Genomic DNA, 20,114 nt, shown 5'->3' with positions numbered 1-20,114 from the left:
GGCGTGAGCGATCGGGGGGAACGATGAGCGGGACGAGGAGATGCCAGCGCCCCGGCTGCGAGGGCAGTTACGAGGACATGGGCGGCGGTGAGCTGTACTGCGACACCTGCGGTCTGGCGCCGGTCGTCTCACCGACCGGCATGCTGTCCTCCCCGCCGACCGGGATCACCGGCGGCGGCAGGGACAGCAAGGCGAGCGGCAAGGGCAGTGCCCGGGGCAGCGGTTCGACGCGCGGCGGTTCCTCACGCGCGTCCTCGCGCTCCTCCTCGCGCTCGTCGACATCGAGGCGTTCGGTCTCGGGGCGGCTGTCGCGCGCACTGTCCGGCCGGTTCTCCAGCCGGTCCGTCTCGGTCCGCAGCTCCGGCACCGCCACCGGCGCGTCGGGGCGCAACCGGCTGGGCGCGGGCCTCGTCTCCGTACCGGACGTGCCGAAGCCCGATCCGCGCTCTGCGGTGATGGCGAGCGCCGAGGTCCCGGAGCGCAAGCGGTACTGCTCGCGTTCGGACTGCGGTGCGCCGGTGGGCCGTTCGCGCGGTGAGCGGCCGGGGCGTACGGAGGGGTTCTGCACCAAGTGCGGCCATCCGTACTCGTTCATGCCCAAGCTGCGCGAGGGCGACATCGTCCACGGGCAGTACGAGGTCGCGGGCTGTCTGGCGCACGGCGGTCTGGGCTGGATCTATCTCGCCGTCGACCGCGCGGTCTCCGACCGGTGGGTCGTCCTCAAGGGTCTGCTCGACACGGGCGACCAGGACGCCATGGAGGCGGCGATCTCCGAGCGGCGCTTCCTCGCGGAGATCGAGCATTCGAACATAGTCCGCATCTACAACTTCGTGGAACATCTCGACCAGCGGACCGGCTCCATGGACGGCTACATCGTCATGGAGTACGTGGGCGGCAAGGCGCTCAAGGAGATCGCCAACGAACGGCGCGGCGCGGACGGCAAGCGCGACCCGCTGCCCGTCGAGCAGGCGTGCGCGTACGGCATCGAGGCGCTGGAGGCCCTGGGACATCTGCACAGCCGCAATCTGCTGTACTGCGACTTCAAGGTCGACAACGCCATCCAGTCCGAGGACCAGCTCAAGCTCATCGACATGGGCGCGGTCCGCAGGATGGACGACGACGAGTCGGCGATCTACGGCACCGTCGGCTACCAGGCACCGGAGGTCGCCGAGGTGGGCCCGTCCGTGGCCTCCGACCTGTACACGGTGGCGCGCACGCTCGCGGTGCTGACGTTCGACTTCCAGGGCTACACGAACGTGTTCGTGGACTCGCTGCCGGATCCGGACAACATCGACGTGTTCCGGACGTACGAGTCGTTCTACCGGCTGCTGGTGCGCGCGACGGACCCCGATCCGGCGCGGCGGTTCGCCTCGGCGCAGGAGATGGCCGAGCAACTGACCGGCGTGCTGCGGGAGGTCGTGGCGTTGCAGACGGGGCGTCCGCGCCCGGCGCTGTCGACGCTGTTCGGTACGGAACCGCGCGTCACGGACACGCGGCTGTTCGCCGACGTCTCGCACGACGTGTCGAAGCTGGGGCTGCGCCCGGAGCCGGAGCGCGCGGGGCTGTTCGGCCGCCGCGACAAGGCCGCGCGGAGCGCGAACGGTGCCGCGAAGGGTGCTGTGAAGGGTGGTGCTGTGAACGGCACCGCCAACGGCGCGGGCGCGCCCGTCCCGTTGCCCGGCCGGCCGGCGATGCCGCCGCCCCCGGCCCCCTTCGCACCCTCCCAACTCCCGCCCGGGAGCGCCGGTCAGGGCGGTGTCCCGGCACCTCGTACGGCGCCGGGCGGCGGCGTGCCCGCGTCACCCGCCTCCCCTGCCGCTCAGGTCTCCGCTGTCTCCCCCGTCCCTCCCGTCTCTCTCGTCTCCCCCGTCGGCGAGTCCCTGGAGACCGGCGCCCCGCTCGCGCGCATCGACGCCCGCGCCACCGCGCTGGCGCTGCCGGTGCCCCGGGTCGACGCGAGCGACCCCAACGCCGGCTTCCTGGCCGGTCTGATGGCGTCCGCCCCCACCGAGCTGATCTCCGCGCTCGCGGCGGCGCCCGCCGATTCCCTGGAGCGGCGGCTGCGCGAGCTGCGCGCCCGGCTGGAGATGGGTGAACTGGTCACGGCCTCCGAGGCGTTGACCGATCTGGAAGCGCGCCACGCCGACGACTGGCGGGTCGTCTGGTACCGGGGCCTCGCCTCGCTCGTGAGCGGTGAGCACGAGATCGCCGCGCTCTCCTTCGACGCGATCTACGACGCCTTCCCCGGCGAGGCGGCGCCCAAGCTGGCGCTCGGAGTCTGCGCCGAAGTGCTCGGCCAGCTCGACAACGCGGCGGAGTACTACCGCCTCGTATGGATGACGGACCCGAGCTACGTCAGCGCCGCGTTCGGTCTCGCCCGTGTGCAGAACGCGGCGGGTGACCGGACCGGAGCCGTACGGACCCTGGAGTCCGTCCCCGAGGCGTCGATCCACTACACGGCGGCCAGGATCGCGGCCGTACGGTCGCGGCTGCGCCGCCGTGACCTGCGCGCGCTGTCGCCCCTCGGCCCGCCGGGAGGCACGGCGGACACCCCGCTGATCGACGATCTGCGGGCGGCGGCGGACCAGGTTTCGCGGCTGCAACAGTTCGGTCTGGACGCGATGCGGCGCGAGCAGTTGTCCACAGAGGTTCTGGGCACGGCTCTGGACTGGGTACTCTCCGGTGGTCCAGGGAATCCGCCCGGACGGACCACGCTGCTCGGCAGTGAACTGGACGAGCGCGGTCTGCGCTTGGGACTGGAACGCTCGTACCGGGTGCTAGCCCGGCTCGCTCAGCGTGGCGAGGAGAGGATCGACCTGGTGGAGCGGGCCAACCGTTTCCGCCCCCGGACGTGGGTGTGATTGATGTCGCAGATGCACCAGCTCTCCGCCTGCCCCAGTTGCGAGGAGCCACTGGATTCGGGCGATCTGTTCTGTGGTGCGTGCGGGTACGACCTGTCGGCCGTGCCCCCGCCCCCGGACGACCACCCCACGCTGTTCATCAACGGCGCCCAGGCGGCGCTCGACGCCGCCGCGGGGGCTCCTTCGGCCGCTCCCGCGGCGACCGGCCGTGCCGCGCCCTCGGGCGCCGTCGACTGGCCCACCGCCGCCGAGCGGGACAGCACCGACACGCCCGCCCCGGTGCATCTGCCCGGCGAGCTGCCCGGCCTCGACTCGACCGGGGTGCCGCTGTCCGGGCACACGGCGGCCGGGCACCGGCCCGCGCCCGCCACCGCCACCGCATCCACTGGTGACTTCGAGCTGCCCGCGCCCGCCGCACCGGCGGCGGCCGGCGCGGCCCGGCCCTCGGTGCCTCATGTCACCGATCACCCCTCGGCGGAGCCGGCGGACCCTGCGGAGCCGGCCGACCCGCGTACGGTGCCGCCCGCCGTCCCGGCCGGTACGAAGCTCTGCGTGGCCTGCCGCGCCGGCCATGTCGACACCGACGGCTACTGCGAGAACTGCGGCCACGCCCAGCCGCGCGAACGCGACCATCTGGAACAGGAGTTGGACTCCGTGGCGGCGGTCAGCGACCGCGGACTGCGCCATCACCGCAACGAGGACGCGTTCGCCGTGTCCTCGGCCGCCCTGCCGGACGGCTCGCCCGCCGTCATCGCGATCGTCTGCGACGGTGTGTCGTCGGCGACCCGTCCCGACGAGGCGTCGGCGGCGGCCTCGGCCACCGCCAACGAGGTGCTGCTGGCGGCGCTGCCGCGCGGCACACACCCGCAGCAGGCGATGCACGAGGCGATCGTGGCCGCCGCCGAGGCCGTCAACCTCCTTGCCACCCGGCCGGGTCGGGCCGGCGAGCACGAGGCCGCGCACCGCGCGCAGAACGCGCCGGCGTGCACGATCGTCGGCGCGGTCGTGGCGAGCGGGCTGCTGGTCATCGGCTGGGTCGGCGACAGCCGCGCCTACTGGGTGCCCGACGACCGCACCGGCCCGCCCGCGCGGCTCACCGAGGACGACTCCTGGGCCGCCCAGATGGTCGCCGCGGGCCTGATGAACGAGGCGGAGGCGTACGCGGACGAACGCGCCCACGCCATCACCGGCTGGCTCGGCGCCGACGCCTATGAACTCGAGCCGCACACGGCGTCCTTCAAACCGGACCGCCCCGGTGTCGTGGTGGTGTGCACGGACGGCCTGTGGAACTACGCGGAGAGCCCCCAGGAGATGGCCCGGGTCCTGCCGCCCGACGCCGCCGGACGGCCCCTGCACAGCGCCCGGGTACTGGTCGGCCACGCGCTCGACGGTGGGGGCCACGACAACGTAACAGTGGCCCTGCTGCCGTTCGCCGTACCGCACCAGGGGGCAGGATCCGGCGGACAGCATCTGAGCCCGGCCTGAGCACCCCACTGCCCGGACCACCGGACCACCGGACCACCACCCGGAGCGGCGGTCCGGGCCGGTACACGGGCCGGCGCCCGGTCCAACCCCGGGAGCACATCGGCCCGTTGTCCCGCCCGCCGCCCGCCGTCGTCCCTCTCACGTCTTAGATTTTTTGCCAGTGGAGCGTCAAGGAGCCGATACAGATGGCGAACTTCTCCAAGTCGACCGTGCCGCAGTTCTCCGTCGAGGTGTACCAGAACGAGTTCCTGCCGGAGGGCGGGCGCGAGGTGAACGCGATCGTGACGGTCACGTCCACCGGGGGTGGTACGACCGGCGGGGTGCCGCTCGCGGAGGCGCCCCCGGCGCCGGGCCAGGGCCCGAACGCGGCCGTGGTGATCATGGTCGACTGCTCGGGGTCGATGGACTACCCGCCGACGAAGATGCGCAACGCGCGCGATGCCACGTCGGCCGCCATCGACACGCTGCGCGACGGCGTCGCGTTCGCCGTGGTGGCCGGCACGCATGTGGCCAAGGAGGTCTACCCCGGCGGCGGCCGGCTCGCGGTCGCGGACGCGAGCACCCGCGCGGAGGCCAGGAACGCCCTGCGCAAACTGAGCGCCGGCGGCGGTACGGCCATCGGCACCTGGCTGCGGCTCACGGACCGGCTGCTGGCCTCGGCCGACGTGTCGATCAGGCACGGCATCCTGCTCACCGACGGCCGTAACGAGCACGAGACCCCCGAAGACCTGCGCGCCTCGCTCGACGCCGTCGCGGGCCGCTTCACCTGCGACGCCCGTGGTGTCGGCACGGACTGGGTGGTGAAAGAAGTCACAGGCATCGCCTCGGCGATGCTCGGCACGGCGGACATCGTCGCCGATCCCTCGGGCCTGGCCGCCGACTTCACCGAGATGATGGAGAACGCGATGGGCAAGGAGGTCGCGGACGTCGCCCTGCGGCTCTGGACGCCGGTCGGGGTGGAGATCAAGTTCGTCAAGCAGGTGGCGCCGACGGTCGAGGAGCTGACCGAGCGGCGTACGGACGCCAATCCCCGTGCCGGGGACTATCCGACCGGCTCCTGGGGCGACGAGTCCCGTGACTACCACGTCTGTGTCCAGGTCCCGGAGGCGGGCGTCGGCCAGGAGATGCTGGCGGCCAGGGTCTCGCTGATCCTCCCCGCCGCCGACGGCACGTCGCAGGTGCTGTCTCAAGGGCTGGTACGGGCGGTGTGGACGGACGACATGGTGGCGTCGACGTCCATCAATCCGCAGGTCGCGCACTACACGGGCCAGGCCGAACTGGCCCAGGTGATCCAACAGGGCCTGGAGGCCCGTAAGTCGGGGGACTTCGACGGCGCGACCGCCAAACTGGGCCGCGCGGTACAGCTCGCGTCGGACTCGGGGAACGCGGATACGGCGAAACTGCTTTCGAAGGTGGTGGACGTGGTCGACGCGGCGACGGGTACTGTGCGACTGAAAGCGAAGGTCGCGGACGCGGACGAGATGACACTGGAAACTCGCTCGACCAAAACAGTTCGCGTCAAGAAGTAGCGAGCAGCGACACGAGCAACGACACGAGCAGCGACAAGCAGCGACACAGAGCGATCAGCAGCTTCTAGAGATCAACAGCGGCCTGCGGGCCGGACGAGGAGAGGGGGAAGCGCCGACATGCCGACTTGCCCGAACGGACACCAGTCGGGTTCCGACGACTGGTGCGAGGTCTGCGGCCATCGCATGGCCGGAGCCGGCGCGCCCGCCGGTTCGGTGCCGCCGCCTCCCCCACCGCCGCCCGCGCCCGGTTACGGCTACCCGCAGGACCCGAACGCGACGGCGCAGGCGGAGCTGTGCCCGCAGTGCCGCACTCCGCGCGAGGGCAACTCCCTGTTCTGCGAGGAGTGCCGGTGGAACTTCCTTACGAACACGGCGACCTCGTACACGCCGCTGGCTCCGCAGCACCAGCAGCCCGGCGGACCGGGCGGACCCGGTGGCCCTGGTGGTCCTGGTGGTCCGCCGCCTCCGGGGCTGAATCTCCCGCCGGGCTTCCAGGCCCAGCAGGGGGGACCCCCCCGGCCGCCGGACGCGTACGACTACCAGGGCTCGCGCCCCTCGCAGTTGAACCGGGCCGCCGAACCGCTGTCCCCCGATCAGCAGGGACCGCAGGGTCAGCCGGGCCCGCCCGGTGGGCCCGGCCCGCAGGGCGGACCTCCGGGACCCCCTGGACCTCCCGGACCGCACGCACCTCCCGGCCCGCACGGCCCCCCCGGACCTCATGGCTACCAGGGACCGCCGCCGCCCCCGCCGTACCAACAGCAGCAAGGCCCGCCGTCACCGCCCTCGTTCCAGCAGTCGGGGCCGCCCGCCCCGCCGCAGCAGACCGGTGGCGACGACTGGGTACTGCCGCCGCCCTCGCACGCGCAGGCTCCGGCGCCTCCGCAGCAGTTCCAGCAGGGCCCCCCGCCGCCGCAGCAGCATCACCAGCAACACCAGCCGCCGCCGCCGCCGCACCAGTACCAGCCGCCCGGCAACTGGACGGCGGTCGTCGCACCGGACCGTGAGTACTTCATGGCGATGATGCAGCGCAGCGGCCCCGAGGCGACGGGCCTCAACCTGCCCGCGTACTCACCGGAACAGCATCTTCCGATGACCGGGAACCAGATCACCATCGGCCGTCGGCGCCACTCCACCGGCGAGTCCCCCGATGTCGACCTGTCCGTCCCGCCTGAGGACCCGGGCGTCTCGCACCAGCACGCGGTGCTGGTCCAACAGCCGGACGGGAGCTGGGCGGTGGTCGACCAGAACTCCACCAACGGCACGACGCTGAACGGCGCCGAGGACCCGATCCAGCCGTACGTCCCCGTCCCGCTCAAGGACGGTGACCGCGTGCACGTCGGTGCCTGGACGACGATCACGATCCGCCGTAGCTGACTTGTCCGACCGATCTGCCCCTGATCCGCCACCGCGAGTGAATCAGGGGCGATCAGGGCGATCAGTTCGTGAGCGACCAGGCGTACGGCCCCGAGGGGTCGTCCAGCCAGGCCCACTGCCGGTCCGGGCCGACCGTGATGCCGAACCTCTCCCGCTGCGGGCGCCCCTCGCGCTCCCAGAGGGAGAGCGCTTCGTGCGGGTCCAGGCTGCCCGCCGTCAGCGAGAGCATGAAGCGGAAGAGTTCGTTCTCCAGCGCCCGTCTGGGCAGCCCGCCGATCCGCTGGAGGACCGGCAGCCCCGATTCCTGCGTACCGCCGCGCAGCGGGACGAATATGACGGGCGTGTGCAGGAAGTGCCCTTCCGCGTAACGGCCGTGGTGGTCTTCGCCGACGTCCAGCGCGATCAGCCCGGTGGCCAGCGGCGCCAGGATCCGCGCCCCGTCCGCGCACTGCGCCAGCCAACCGGACGGCACGGCGGGCAGCGTGCAGGTCGCGATGATCCGGTCGAACGGCGCCCGCCGCAGGCAGCCGATCGCGCCGTCGCCGGTGACGACCGTGGGCCGGTATCCGGCGGCGGCGAGATGGGTACGGGCGGACTCCGTGATCTCCGGGTCCAGATCGATGGTCGTCACGCGCTCGTCGCCCAGCCGGTGCGAGAGCAGCCCGGCGTTGTAGCCGGTGCCCGCGCCGATCTCCAGGACGGTCTGCCCGTCGTGCACGTCCAGCTCCGTGAGCATCCGGGCCATCAGTGAGGGCTGGCTGCTGGAGGAGATCAGTTCACCGTCCCTTACGCGGGTGGCCAGCGCCCCGTCCGCGTACGCGCCGCGCAGCCAGCGCAGCCGCCGGACCGGGTCGGGGTCCTCGCACCACAGCCGGTCGTGGCCGCCGAGCCGGCTGACGAAGTAGTACGGCACGAACAGATGGCGCGGCACCTGCGCGAACGCCGCGCGCCAGGCCGGATCGTCCAGCACCCCCTCGTCCACCATGCCCCGCACCATGGCGGCGCGTGCCTCGGCGGCGACGCCGTCGTCGTCGTGCTCGTCGCCCGGCCCGTACGCCTCGCGGTGCTCGTGGTGAACGCCCATGCCTCCATGGTCCTGTGTCACGGGCGCGGAAGCGAGCAGTACCGGGGTCCGGACCCCGGGTAATCAAGGTTCCGGGGCCGGCAGCGGGGGTCCTACACCTCAGGTACTCGGCCGGTGGGTCTGAGACGATGGAAGGGTGAACGATATTCCGCGCGGCACGCTTTCGGAGCAGACCTTCTACGAGCAGGTCGGCGGCGAGGGGACCTTCCGGCGCCTGGTGCACCGGTTCTACCAGGGGGTCGCCGAGGATCCGCTGCTGCGGCCGATGTATCCGGAGGAGGATCTGGGTCCGGCCGAGGAGCGCTTCACGCTGTTCCTGATCCAGTACTGGGGCGGCCCGCGTACGTACAGCGACAACCGGGGCCATCCCCGGCTGCGGATGCGGCACGCCCCGTTCACCGTCGACCGGGCCGCCCACGACGCGTGGCTGCGGCACATGCGGGTGGCCGTCGACGAGCTGGGGCTGTCCGAGGAGCACGAGCGTGAGCTGTGGAAGTACATGACGTATGCCGCCGAGTCGATGATCAATAGCTGAGCCGGCAGTCCCCGCGTACGCCCGGAATCCGGAACTTCCGTTCCGGACAACGGTCACGATCGGATCAAAGTACCCCCGTAAGCGGTTTCCACGGCCGGGTGCCCTCTGAAAGTATCCAGAGCTCCGGGGGAGAGCGACGGATCGGCGGGGGGACATGTGACGGCGTTGGTGTTTCTGCGCGTCCGCGCGCACCGGCTGCTGCTCGCCGCGGCCCTCCTCGCCGTCCTCCTGACCACCACCGTCCTGTCGGCCCTCACCGCCTTCTCCGGTTCCATCGGGGACGCCGCGCTGCGTCACACGCTCCAGGGGCGCGAGGCCGCCGCGGCGTCGCTCGTGATCACCGCGCAGGTCCCGCCGAGCGACCGGGTGGCCGCGAACGAGGCCGCTTCCAAGGTCGCGCGCGAGTCCTTCGACGGGCTGCCGGTCACCGTACGGAAGCTGGAGCGTTCGGGGTCGTACGCGCTCCCCCGCGCGCTTCAGCCGCCCGCCGCCCGCGAGGGCGACCCCGACCTCACGCACTTCGCGACGCTCGACCGCTCGCGCGTAAAGCTGGTGGCGGGGACGTGGCCCACGGCCGGGGACGGCGCCGGAGACGACGTGCGGACGGCGTTCCCCGAAGAGGCGGCGACCCAGCTCGGGATCAAGGCCGGAACGCGCCTCACCCTCGTCGACCGGCTGACCGACAAACCCCTCACGATCCGCGTCACCGGCATCTACCGGCCGGCCGATCTCACCGATCCCTACTGGCAGTTGGACACGGTCGGCGGCAACGGCGTCCACACGGTCACCTTCACCACCTACGGCCCGCTGCTCACCGACCCCGCCCTGTTCGACTCCGGGCGGCTCCAGGCGGGCGACCTGTCCTGGCTGGCCGCCGCCGACTTCCGGTCCGTCACCACCGGCCGTATCGACTCGCTGCGCGCCGCCGCCGAGCGCGGGCCCAAGGCACTCGCCGCGCAACCGGTCTTCGCGGACGGTGTGAACGCGCGGACCGCGCTGCCCGGTGTGCTCGACCGGACCGAACGCGCGCTGCTCGTGTCCCGCTCCACCCTGCTGATCGTCACCGTCCAGCTCGTACTGCTCGCGGGTTACGCCCTCCTGCTGGTCGCCCGGCTGCTGAGCACCGAGCGCACCGGCGAGAGTGATCTGCTGCGGGCGCGCGGCGGCTCCCGGCGCCGGATCGTCTGGCTCGCCACGATCGAGGCACTGCTTCTGGCGCTGCCCGCCGCGCTGTGCGCGCCGCTGCTCGCGGGGCCGCTGACCCGGCTGCTCGCCGACAGCGGCGCGCTCACCGACATCGGGCTGCGGCTCGGTGACACCTCCACCGCCCAGGTGTGGCTGACCGGTGGCGGGGTCGCGCTGGCGTGCGCCGCCGCTGTCGTGGCGCCCACCCTGGCCTCGGCCGGTGTGACCCGACTGCGGCGCGGCCGGGCGGGAACGCTGCCCGGCCCGGTGCGCGCCGGCGCCGACGTGGGGCTGCTGGTGATCGCCGCCGTGGCGTACTGGCAGTTGGACCGGCAGACGGCCACCTCGGGCGGCGGCGCCCTCAGCGGTGACACCCAGGGCGAACTCGGCATCGATCCGCTGCTGGTCGCCGCACCCGCGCTGGCGCTGCTCGCGGGCACCGTACTGACGCTGCGCCTGCTGCCGCCCGTGGCACGGCTGGCCGAACGGCGCGCGGCGAGCGGGGCGGGCCTGTCGTCGGCGCTGGCCGGCTGGCAGTTCAGCCGCCGGCCGCTGCGCGGCGCGGGGCCGGTGCTGCTGCTGGTGCTGGCCGTGGCGATGGGGATGCTGGCGATCGGGCAGAGCGCGTCGTGGGACCGTTCGCAGGAGGACCAGGCGGACTTCCGTACCGGCGCGTCGCTGCGGGTGGAGGCGAACCGGCCCGGTGATCCCGGACAGGCGGGGATCTACGCCGCACTGCCGGGGGTACGCGAGGCGGCCCCCGCGCACCGCGCCACCTCCGAGCTGTCGGCGAACCGGAAGGCGACCGTCCTGGCGCTGGACACCACGCACACCGACGAGCGGATGCTGCTGCGCGACGACATGTCGGGGCTGTCCGGCGACGGCGGCGCGGCGCGGCTCCTCGACGCGGTGAAGCCGCCGAGCACGGCGCTGCCGGGCGTTCCGCTGCCGGACGGCACCCGGCGGCTCCGGATCACACTGCGGCTCACCGACACCGGGGCGGCCGACGGGGTGTCGCCGACCGGCAGCGCGCCGTACACGACGGTGGTCGTCGAGGACCGTTACGGCATCGGCTACCGCATGCTCGCGGGCGAGGTGCCCGTCGACGGCCGCCCGCACACCGTCACGGTCGATCTGACGGGCGATCTGACGGGCGAGGCGGACTCCGTGCCCGGTCCCGAGGCGGCGAGCACACCGCTCACCCCGGCGCAGCCGCTCGCCCTGACCGGTCTTGAGCTGGAATCGAACGCCCCGCAGGGCCCGAACGAGACCCACCGGCTCAGCGTCGACGCGCTCCGGTCGCTGGACGCCGACGGCACCGCGCGTCCGGTCGACGTCGCCGCCGACTTCGACTGGCGGGCGACGCGCGTCAGTTCACTGGACGGCGAGGCGGACGCGGACGTGCCGCTGAAGCCGGCCGTCTCGGCTTCGGCGCCGCTCACGCTCTCGTACGAGACGGGGGTCAGCCCGCAGGCCGGGCCCTACCTCGACCCGCTGCGGCACGTCAGCGTCCACGTGGGAGTGGCACGCGCCGAGCCGCCCGCCGTGATCCCCGCGATCGCCACCGACACCTTCCTGCGCGCCGCCGGCGCCAAGACCGGGCAGAACGTGGACGTCCAGGTCTCGGGCGAACGGCTGCGGGTGAAGATCGTGCGCGCGGTGGACCAACTGCCCACCACCGGGCCCGGCGCCCTGAGCGCGCGGGCCGCGTCCGAGGCCGCCGACGGCGGTCGTACGGGCGACGGGGGCGGGCTCCTGGTCGATCTGCGCACGGTGAACCAGGTACTGGCCGAACGCCGGGACGCGTCGCTGGCCCCCACCGAGTGGTGGCTGAGCGCGGCACCGGGCCGTACGCCGGAGATAGCCGAGACGCTACGGAAACGGTCCGACGTCGACCCGGCCCAGGTCCTGGTACGTGACGAGACGGCGGACGAGCTGCTGAGCGATCCGCTGGGGGTCGGCCCGCAGTCCGCGCTGACGGCGGCAGCCGTCGCGGCGGCGGCCCTCGCGGCGGTCGGCTTCGCCGTGAGCGCGGCGGGGTCGCAGCGTGAACGGGCGGCCGAATTTGCCCTGTTGCGGGCGCTGGGCACACCACGGCGCCAACTCGCCCGGCTGATAGCCACCGAACAGGGCCTGCTGCTCACGGTCGCGCTGCTGATCGGCCTCGCCCTCGGCGCCGTACTGACCAGGGCGGTGGTGCCCCTGGTGGTCCTGACGGGCCAGGCCACCCAGCCGATACCGCGCGTCCTGGTCGAACTGCCCATCGGCCAGGTCGCGGCACTGCTGGCGGGGGTGTCCGCGCTGCCCCTGCTGATGATCGCGTCCCTGTCCCTGCACCGCCCGGACCCGACGCTCACGCTGCGCGAACGGGGAGGCAACTGAGATGCGGACTCCTTCACCGGGAGACGGAGACGCTACCGAGTCCCGTACGCCCAAGGCGAGTTCACCCCGGGCCCCCGCCGGACCGGACGACACGCCGGGCGACGGAGTCGGCCCCGGCACTGACCGGCCCCATGGCGGCACACCGACAAGCATCGGTTCCGGCACCGACCGGCCCGATGCCGCCGGTACAGCGGGCGTTGCCGCGCTACGTGGCGGCAGTCCCGACAGCGACAACGCGGACGACGAGGCCACTGGCGACGGCAGCCCGCTACACGGCGCCGAGCCCCGCAGCAACAACGCTGACCGGCGCGACGGCGGCACACCGGCAAACACCGATGCCGACGTCGACCGGCCCCACGGCAGCCCACCACGCCGCCGCGACGGCAGTCCCGCCAGCAACGACGCAGACGACGGCGACATCCGTCCCGGCGGCACGCGCAGCACGCGCGGAAGCGCCCGCCCCGACGTCGGCCCGTCCGACACCGCCAGTGGCGACGCCAGCCCGCCCCACGGCGACGCACCCCACCGCAACAACGCTGACCGACGCGACGGCCGCACACCGGCAAACACCGATACCGACATCGACCGGCCCAACGCCAGCCCACCACGCGGCAACGACGACGACGGCACGGAGCCCCGCGCCAGCCGGCCCCACAGCGGTGCGCCCGGCAACGGCGCGACCGGCGGTGGTGGTTCGGGCGACCGGACCCGCGACGACGCCCCGGGATCCGGCGCCCCCGGCGGCAGCACGCCCCACCCCCGCCCCCGCTCGCACCGCCCCGCGCGGGCCGTCGCGCCGTGGGTGCGGACGCGGTTGCGTACCGCGCCCGGTGCCGCCGTCGCCCTGGCCGTGCTCGTCGTGCTCACCGCGTACCTCGCCGCCGCGTTCCCCCGTTCCGTCGACGCGTACGAGACCAACGGCCTGCGCCACGACATCCGTACCGCCACCGCCGGTGAGAGCGTCCTGGAGGTCAGCTCGCCGGCATCCGGCCCCAGTACGCCGCAGGCGGACCGGGAGAAAACCCTGCGCGGCGCCTGGGTGGCACAGACGCATCAGAAGATCACGCGGAGTCTGCCCACACCGGTACGGGCCGACGAAGGCGCCTCGGCCTACGGCGTACGGACCTCCGAGCCGGTCGAGGGCACCGACCCCTGGCTGCCCGCGCCGAACAATCTGCCGCCCATGTTCACCCTCGCCGCCCAGGCGGACCTCGACCGCCACTCCACGCTCCGCGAGGGCCGGCTCCCCCGCGCCACCGAGGCGGTGACGGAGCGCACCGGCGAGGTGGAGGGCGCGGTCACCGCCGAAACGGCGACGGCGCTGCGTATCAAGGTCGGTTCCGTGGTGCACGTACCGGGCGTGGACCGGGGCGAGGTCGGCGTACGGATCACCGGCATCGTCGCGCCACGGGACCCGGACAACAGCTACTGGGCCTTCGAGACCACACTCGGCTCCCCCGCCCTGGTCGCCAAACCGACCAACGACCGCCCGCAGCCCCGCTACTGGCGCGCCTCCATCCTGCTGGCGCCCGACGCCGCCCCCGTACTGCTCGGCACCACCGGCGAGCCCCAGGCGTACTGGCGGCTCGCGCCCGACATCACCGCGCTCACCGCACGCGACGCCCCGCGGCTCGCCTCCGGCATCGCGGCGCTGGAGAACGGCCCGGAGCTGGCCCGACTGCGCACCACCGTCATCGGGCCATCGGCCGTGGTGGCGACGGGACTTGACGAGATCGTCACCGCGCACCGCTCGATGCGTACGGCGATCGCCCCGGTCGTCGCCGTCGCCGCGCTGGGGATCGGGGCCGTGGCCGCCGTCGTCCTGGTGATGGCGGGCGGCCTGATCGCCGCACGCCGGCAGGCCGAACTCGCCCTGCTGCGCTCACGCGGCGGTTCGCTGCGCGGCATCGGCGGCCGGCTCCTCGCCGAGACCGCGGTGATCGTCCTGCCGGCGGCGGCTCTCGGCCTGCTGCTGGCCGTCGTCACCGTCCCGCAGGCCCGGCTGTTGCCCGCCGTCGCCGCCGCGAGCGCCGCCGCGCTGCTGGCGTGCGCCGCGCTGCCGGTGCGGGCCGTCGTACGGCACCGCAGACCCCTGCCGCACGGGGGCCGCGACGATCTTGTACGGGTCCGGCCCTCCCGCCGCCGCACGATCGCCGAACTGACCCTGCTCGCCCTGGCGATCGGCGCGGTGGTCGCGCTGCGCCGGCGCGGCACGGGCGGTACGGGCGGTACGGGCGGTACGGCCGACGCCACGGCCGGCGCGGTGGGCGACGTGGACTACCTGGTCAGCTCCGCGCCGGTACTGGTGGGGCTGATCGCCGCGCTCGTTCTCGTACGCCTGTATCCGCTGCCGCTGCGCCTCGCGGGCCGCCCCGCCGGCCGGTTGCGCGGCGCGGTCGGCTTCCTCTCACTCGCACGCGCGGGCCGCGCGTCGTCGTCCGGCGCCCTGCCGCTGCTCGCCCTGCTCGTCGCGCTGACGACGGCGGCGTTCGGCGGCTCGGTACTCGCCGGGATCGACGGCGCCAGGGACCGGGCCGCCGTGCTGGCGACGGGCGCCGACGCCCGGATCAGCCTCGTCGGCTCGTCGCCGGTCCTCCCCGACGGGCTCGCGGAGGCCGTGCGGGAGAGCCCCGGGGTCGATGAAGTGACCGCGCTGCGGATCGAGTACGGCGTACCGCTCCCGTCCGACAGCAAGGGCTTCCGGACCTCGCTCGGCGTGACCATGATCGGTGTGGAGCCGCAGGCGTACGCGCGACTGGCCCGGCAGACCGGCCTCGGCGAGTTCTCCGCCGACGCCCTGAAGTCCGTGGGCGGGGGCGGTGTGCACGACGGCGGGCCGGACCGGAGCCGGGTCCTGCCCGCGATCGCCTCGCCCGCCGTCGCGGAACGGCTCGGCGACCAGCCGCGCGACATCCAGTCGCCGGCCGGGGACTTCAAGGTGCGGGTGGCGGAGATACACCGCGACACCCCGGCCTCGCTCGGCAACGACTACCTCCTCGTGAACGCCGCCGACCTGACGCAGCGGGCGCCGACCACCCTCCTGGTCAGCGGCGCGAAGCTGGACGGCACGGCGCTGCGCCGTACGGTCGCCGGATTCGGCGAGACGGGCGACGCGACGGCCGACTCAACGGCCGAGCAGCCCGAGACGGCTTTCACCGTGAAGCTGCGCACCGAGGAGCGCGAGGCGTTCGTCAACACGCCCATGCAGGAGGGCGCCGAGCGGATCTACGCGGCGGCGATCGCGGCGGGCGCGGGCTACGCCCTGCTGGCCCTGCTGCTCTCGCTGTCGCAGGCGGCCCCGGAGCGCGTCACGTTGCTGGCGCGGCTGCGCACCATGGGCCTCACGACCCGCCAGGGCCGCCAACTCCTGGGCCTGGAGGTCCTTCCGCAGGCGCTGCTGGCCGCCGTGGGCGGCGCGCTGGTCGGCTGGGCGACGGTCGTACTGCTGGCGCCGGGAGTGGATCTCGTACAACTGGCGCTCACCGCGACCTCCGACGTGCCGGTGGACGGGGCGCCGCTCCAGGCCGATCCATGGTCGCTGGTGCTGCCCGCCGTGGGAGTGCTGGCGCTCGCGGCGGCGGTGTCGGTCGTACAGGCGTGGTGGGCGGGACGGCAAGGATCGATCAAGGAACTCAGGGCAGGAGACAGCCGATGACATCGCCGACCGGGTCCGGGGCGGGGACGACGCTGGAGCAGTTGGAGAAGCGCGCCGGCACCCACCGCGACCGTCCCTCGTACGGCCACGACGCGCTCATCTCCTGCGACCGGCTCGTGCGGATCTTCACCGCGGACGGTGTGGAGGTGCAGGCCCTCCAGGGTCTCGATCTGCTGGTCGCCGAGGGCGAGTTGATGGCGCTGGTGGGCGCGTCGGGCAGCGGCAAGTCGACGCTGATGAACATCCTCGCGGGCCTGGACGTCCCGACGGCCGGCGCCGCGAAGGTGGCGGGCCGCGATCTGCTGGGCATGGACGCGAAGGCTCGGCTGCGCTACCGCCGTGAGGCGGTGGGCTTCGTCTGGCAGGAGACCGGCCGGAATCTGCTGCCGTACATGACGGCCAGTCAGAACGTCGCGCTGCCGATGCAGTTGAGCGGACGGGGTGGCGGCCGGGGTGGTCGACGCCGGCGCGCCGAACGCGCCGCGCGGGCGGATTCGCTGCTGTCGATGCTGGACGTCGCGGACTGCCGCGACCGCCGCCCGCACCAGATGTCCGGCGGCCAGCAGCAGCGGGCCGCGATAGCGGTCGCCCTCGCCAACTCCCCTTCCGTACTGCTCGCCGACGAACCGACCGGCGAGCTGGACTCGGCGACCGGGGAGCAGGTGTTCGCCGCGTTCCGGCGGGCGAACGAGGAGTTGGGCACGACGATCGTGATCGTCACCCACGACCAGGCGGTCGCGGGCGAGGTGCGCCGAACGGTCGCCATCCGCGACGGCCGTACCTCGTCGGAGGTCCTGCGCCGCACGGAGGTCGACGCGACGACGGGCCAGGAGTCGGTGGTGGCGCGGGAGTACGCGATGCTCGACCGCGCGGGGCGCCTCCAGTTGCCCGCCGAGTACACGAAGGCGCTGAACATGGAACACCGCGTGCTGCTGGAGCTTGAACAGGACCACATAGGAATCTGGCCGGACACCCCACCGGACGGCCCGAATTAAGCCCGTCCGGGGATCGAGGACTCGCCGCCCACCGGGGGCACCCCGGCAGAACCACCCCCGCCCGGCGAGCGCGGCGCTACGTCGGGGTGACGCTCAGCCCACCCGTGCCACCCGCACCCGTGCCACCCGTCCGTACGGCGATGGACCCGTACGGCGTCCGCAACCGCGTCCACGCACCGGACCTGAGCAGCGCCACCGGCGCGTCCTCCGGCATCGGGCGCAGGAAGCCCACCGACTGCGCCGCGTGTACGGCGCGCAGCGGCAGACCCGTGTCGCCGACCGTCCGCGACCAGATCTCGCGGCCGATCCGGTCCCGTTCCGCGCGGTCGCGGTGCGCGGCGGGCAACGCCTCGTCGCGCGCGCGGAATTCGGCGACGCCCGCCGCGACGGCCTCGCGCAGCGCGGCGGGTCCCGGCAGGCCGGGCACCTGCCCCCAGCCGCCGCGCGGCGGCAGCACCCCGGTCCACGGCGGACCGGTGACGGCGGCGGGCAGCGCGATACCGCCCGTCAACTCGTCGATCGCCTCGAGCAGTTCACCGGCCGATACGGTGACGTCCAACTCCACCGCAGCGCCGGGCACGGCCCCCGGCTCCGGGGACCGCAACCGCGCCGTACGGATCGCCAGCACCTCGAGCGCCGGCGGTCGCCCGAACACGGCCACCGCCCCGCCACCCGCCTGGAGACGCACCGCGGCGGCCCGGTCGTAGCGGATCAGCCGGCCGAGGAAGGCGGCGAGATCCGCCGCCTCCGCCGTGTCGGCGAGCCGCAGGGCCCGCACGGTCGTCGCCGTCATGCCGCGAGAGCCTCCGCGTCGTCCAGGTACTTCAGCAGGAAGGACTTCTCCTCGGCCGTGATCCGCCGCGGCCGGCCCGCCTGGAGGTCGTACGGCACGATGACCGTCGACGCCCGCACGTACACCTGCTCCTCGTCCTTGATCTCGTACGCGATCGTGAGCGTCGCCGCGCCGATCTTCGTCACCCACAGCTCGATGGTCACCGGCTCGTGCCGGTGGACCAGCGGCAGCTTGTAGTCGATCTCGTGCCGGGCCACGACGGACCCGCCGGAGAAGGACGTCGAGCCGTCCCCGGGCGCCAGCCGGAACATGAAGTCGATACGCGCTTCCTCCAGATAGCGGATGAAGACGACGTTGTTGACGTGCCCGAAGGCGTCCATGTCCGACCAGCGCATGGGGCATCTGTAGTGATGGCGGGCCATGTCAGCCTCGGGTCAGCTTCTTGTACGTGGCGCGGTGCGGCCGGGCCGCGTCGGCACCCAGCCGCTCCACCTTGTTCTTCTCGTACGACTCGAAGTTGCCCTCGAACCAGAACCACTTGGACTCGCCCTCGTACGCCAGGATGTGCGTGGCGACGCGGTCGAGGAACCACCGGTCGTGAGAGATGATCACGGCCGCGCCGGAGAACTCCAGCAGCGCGTTCTCCAGCGACGACAGGGTCTCGACGTCGAGGTCGTTGGTCGGTTCGTCGAGGAGCAGCAGGTTGCCGCCCTGCTTGAGCGTCAGCGCCAGGTTGAGGCGGTTGCGCTCACCGCCGGAGAGAACACCGGCCGGCTTCTGCTGGTCCGGCCCCTTGAAGCCGAACGCGGAGACGTACGCCCGCGAGGGCATCTCGACATGGCCGACGTTGATGTAGTCCAGCTCGTCGGAGACGACGGCCCACAGCGACTTCTTCGGGTCGATGTTGGAGCGGCCCTGGTCGGCGTAGCTGATCTCGACGGTCTCGCCGACCTTGATGACGCCGGAGTCCGGCTTCTCCAGGCCCTGGATCATCTTGAACAGCGTGGTCTTGCCCGCGCCGTTGGGGCCGATGACCCCGACGATGCCGTTGCGCGGCAGCGTGAAGGAGAGGTTGTCGATCAGGACCTTGTCGCCGAACGCCTTGCTCAGGTTCTCGACCTCGACCACGACACTGCCGAGCCGCGGGCCCGGCGGGATCTGGATCTCCTCGAAGTCCAGCTTCCGCATCTTGTCCGCCTCGGCGGCCATCTCCTCGTAACGGGCCAGCCGCGCCTTGGACTTGGCCTGCCGCCCCTTGGCGTTGGAGCGCACCCAGTCAAGCTCGTCCTTGAGGCGCTTGGCGCGCTTGGCGTCCTTCTGCCCCTCGACCTTGAGACGGGCCTGCTTGGTCTCCAAGTACTTGGAGTAGTTGCCCTCGTAGCCGTGCAGACGGCCGCGGTCGACCTCGCAGATCCATCCGGCGACGTTGTCGAGGAAGTACCGGTCGTGAGTGACGGCGACTACGGCGCCCGGGTACTTGGCGAGGTGCTGCTCCAGCCACTGCACGGACTCGGCGTCCAGGTGGTTGGTGGGCTCGTCGAGCAGCAGCAGGTCGGGCGCTTCCAGCAGCAGCTTGCAGAGCGCGACACGGCGGCGCTCACCGCCGGAGAGGGTGGTGACGGGCCAGTCGCCGGGCGGGCAGCCCAGCGCGTCCATGGCCTGCTCGAGCTGGGTGTCCAGATCCCACGCGTTGGCGTGGTCCAGGTCCTCCTGGAGCTTGCCCATCTCGTCCATGAGGGCGTCGGAGTAGTCGGTCGCCATCAGCTCGGCGACCTCGTTGAACCTCCTGAGCTTGCCCATGATCTCGGCGGCGCCGTCCTGGACGTTCTCCAGGACCGTCTTGGTCTCGTCCAGCGGCGGCTCCTGGAGGAGCATCCCGACCGAGTACCCGGGCGACAGGAACGCCTCACCGTTGGACGGCTGCTCCAGCCCGGCCATGATCTTCAGCACGGTGGACTTACCAGCGCCGTTGGGGCCGACCACACCGATCTTCGCACCGGGCAGGAAGCTCTGCGTCACGTCATCGAGGATGACCTTGTCGCCGTGCGCCTTACGCGTCTTGCGCATCGTGTAGATGTACTCAGCCAAGAGAAACCGTCCGGCAGATCGAGAAGGGCCAATGTGCGGCTCCGCCGCGTGAGGGCAGATAGAACCATCTTGCCGCACGTCCCTCCCTGGGGAGAAACCGAATGTCCAGGGCTCGGACACACCGTCCAGACCTGCGGCCCCCGGGACC

General features: G+C 72.8%; 12 protein-coding genes. 8 read left to right on the top strand and 4 right to left on the bottom strand.

The genetic code is table 11. The features are described from left to right. The first annotated feature begins 23 nt into the window (after positions 1-23). The 4 genes from OG329_RS29005 to OG329_RS28990 all read left to right on the top strand — a co-directional run bounded on the left by OG329_RS29005 (position 24) and on the right by OG329_RS28990 (position 7,249). Positions 24-2,861: a tetratricopeptide repeat protein gene (locus OG329_RS29005; RefSeq protein ID WP_405799353.1), complete on the top strand. Its 2,838-nt coding sequence runs from the start codon at positions 24-26 to the stop codon at positions 2,859-2,861. Between the two features lie 3 nt (positions 2,862-2,864). After that, positions 2,865-4,346, top strand: coding sequence for a PP2C family serine/threonine-protein phosphatase (locus tag OG329_RS29000; protein ID WP_405799352.1), 1,482 nt, complete (start codon positions 2,865-2,867; stop codon positions 4,344-4,346). A 185-nt stretch (positions 4,347-4,531) separates the two neighbouring features. Further along, entirely contained in the window at positions 4,532-5,875 is a 1,344-nt protein-coding gene (locus OG329_RS28995) for a vWA domain-containing protein (RefSeq protein ID WP_405799351.1), read from the top strand. A gap of 117 nt (positions 5,876-5,992) precedes the next feature. Next, positions 5,993-7,249, top strand: coding sequence for an FHA domain-containing protein (locus OG329_RS28990; protein ID WP_405799350.1), 1,257 nt, complete (start codon positions 5,993-5,995; stop codon positions 7,247-7,249). Between the two features lie 61 nt (positions 7,250-7,310). Here the strand turns inward: OG329_RS28990 and OG329_RS28985 are convergent, their stop codons facing one another. After that, on the bottom strand, positions 7,311-8,333 hold the full coding sequence (locus tag OG329_RS28985; protein WP_405799349.1) for a methyltransferase domain-containing protein: 1,023 nt from the start codon (positions 8,331-8,333) through the stop codon (positions 7,311-7,313). Positions 8,334-8,469: 136 nt separating this feature from the next. On the opposite strand from OG329_RS28985, the gene OG329_RS28980 reads away from it, so the two are divergent. The 4 genes from OG329_RS28980 (at position 8,470) to OG329_RS28965 (ending at position 17,085) form a co-directional block, all read left to right on the top strand. Further along, positions 8,470-8,868 (top strand): globin, encoded by a 399-nt coding sequence (locus tag OG329_RS28980; RefSeq protein ID WP_405799348.1) that lies wholly within the window; start codon positions 8,470-8,472, stop codon positions 8,866-8,868. 156 nt (positions 8,869-9,024) lie between these two features. Continuing rightward, positions 9,025-12,435 (top strand): FtsX-like permease family protein, encoded by a 3,411-nt coding sequence (locus OG329_RS28975; RefSeq protein WP_405799347.1) that lies wholly within the window; start codon positions 9,025-9,027, stop codon positions 12,433-12,435. An 802-nt stretch (positions 12,436-13,237) separates the two neighbouring features. Next, positions 13,238-16,090, top strand: coding sequence for an ABC transporter permease (locus OG329_RS28970; RefSeq protein ID WP_405802080.1), 2,853 nt, complete (start codon positions 13,238-13,240; stop codon positions 16,088-16,090). After that, entirely contained in the window at positions 16,087-17,085 is a 999-nt protein-coding gene (locus OG329_RS28965; RefSeq protein WP_405799346.1) for an ABC transporter ATP-binding protein, read from the top strand. Before OG329_RS28970 ends, OG329_RS28965 begins: the two co-directional genes overlap by 4 nt. Positions 17,086-17,161: 76 nt before the next feature. Here the strand turns inward: OG329_RS28965 and OG329_RS28960 are convergent, their stop codons facing one another. Genes OG329_RS28960 through ettA form a run of 3 tightly spaced genes read right to left on the bottom strand, consistent with a single transcriptional unit; the run spans position 17,162 to position 19,966 of the window. Next, positions 17,162-17,878, bottom strand: coding sequence for a hypothetical protein (locus OG329_RS28960; protein ID WP_405799345.1), 717 nt, complete (start codon positions 17,876-17,878; stop codon positions 17,162-17,164). Beyond that, positions 17,875-18,300, bottom strand: a complete 426-nt coding sequence (locus OG329_RS28955; RefSeq protein WP_405799344.1) for an acyl-CoA thioesterase — start codon at positions 18,298-18,300, stop codon at positions 17,875-17,877. Before OG329_RS28955 ends, OG329_RS28960 begins: the two co-directional genes overlap by 4 nt. Before the next feature lies 1 nt (position 18,301). Continuing rightward, complete coding sequence (ettA, locus tag OG329_RS28950) at positions 18,302-19,966, bottom strand: energy-dependent translational throttle protein EttA (RefSeq protein ID WP_405799343.1); 1,665 nt, start codon at positions 19,964-19,966, stop codon at positions 18,302-18,304. Between the last annotated feature and the right edge of the window lie 148 nt (positions 19,967-20,114).

This window comes from Streptomyces sp. NBC_01506 (assembly GCF_045040295.1).
Lineage (GTDB): Bacteria > Actinomycetota > Actinomycetes > Streptomycetales > Streptomycetaceae > Streptomyces.
Note: the sequence above shows the minus strand (reverse complement) of the source record. Positions and strands in the feature narration are given on the sequence as shown.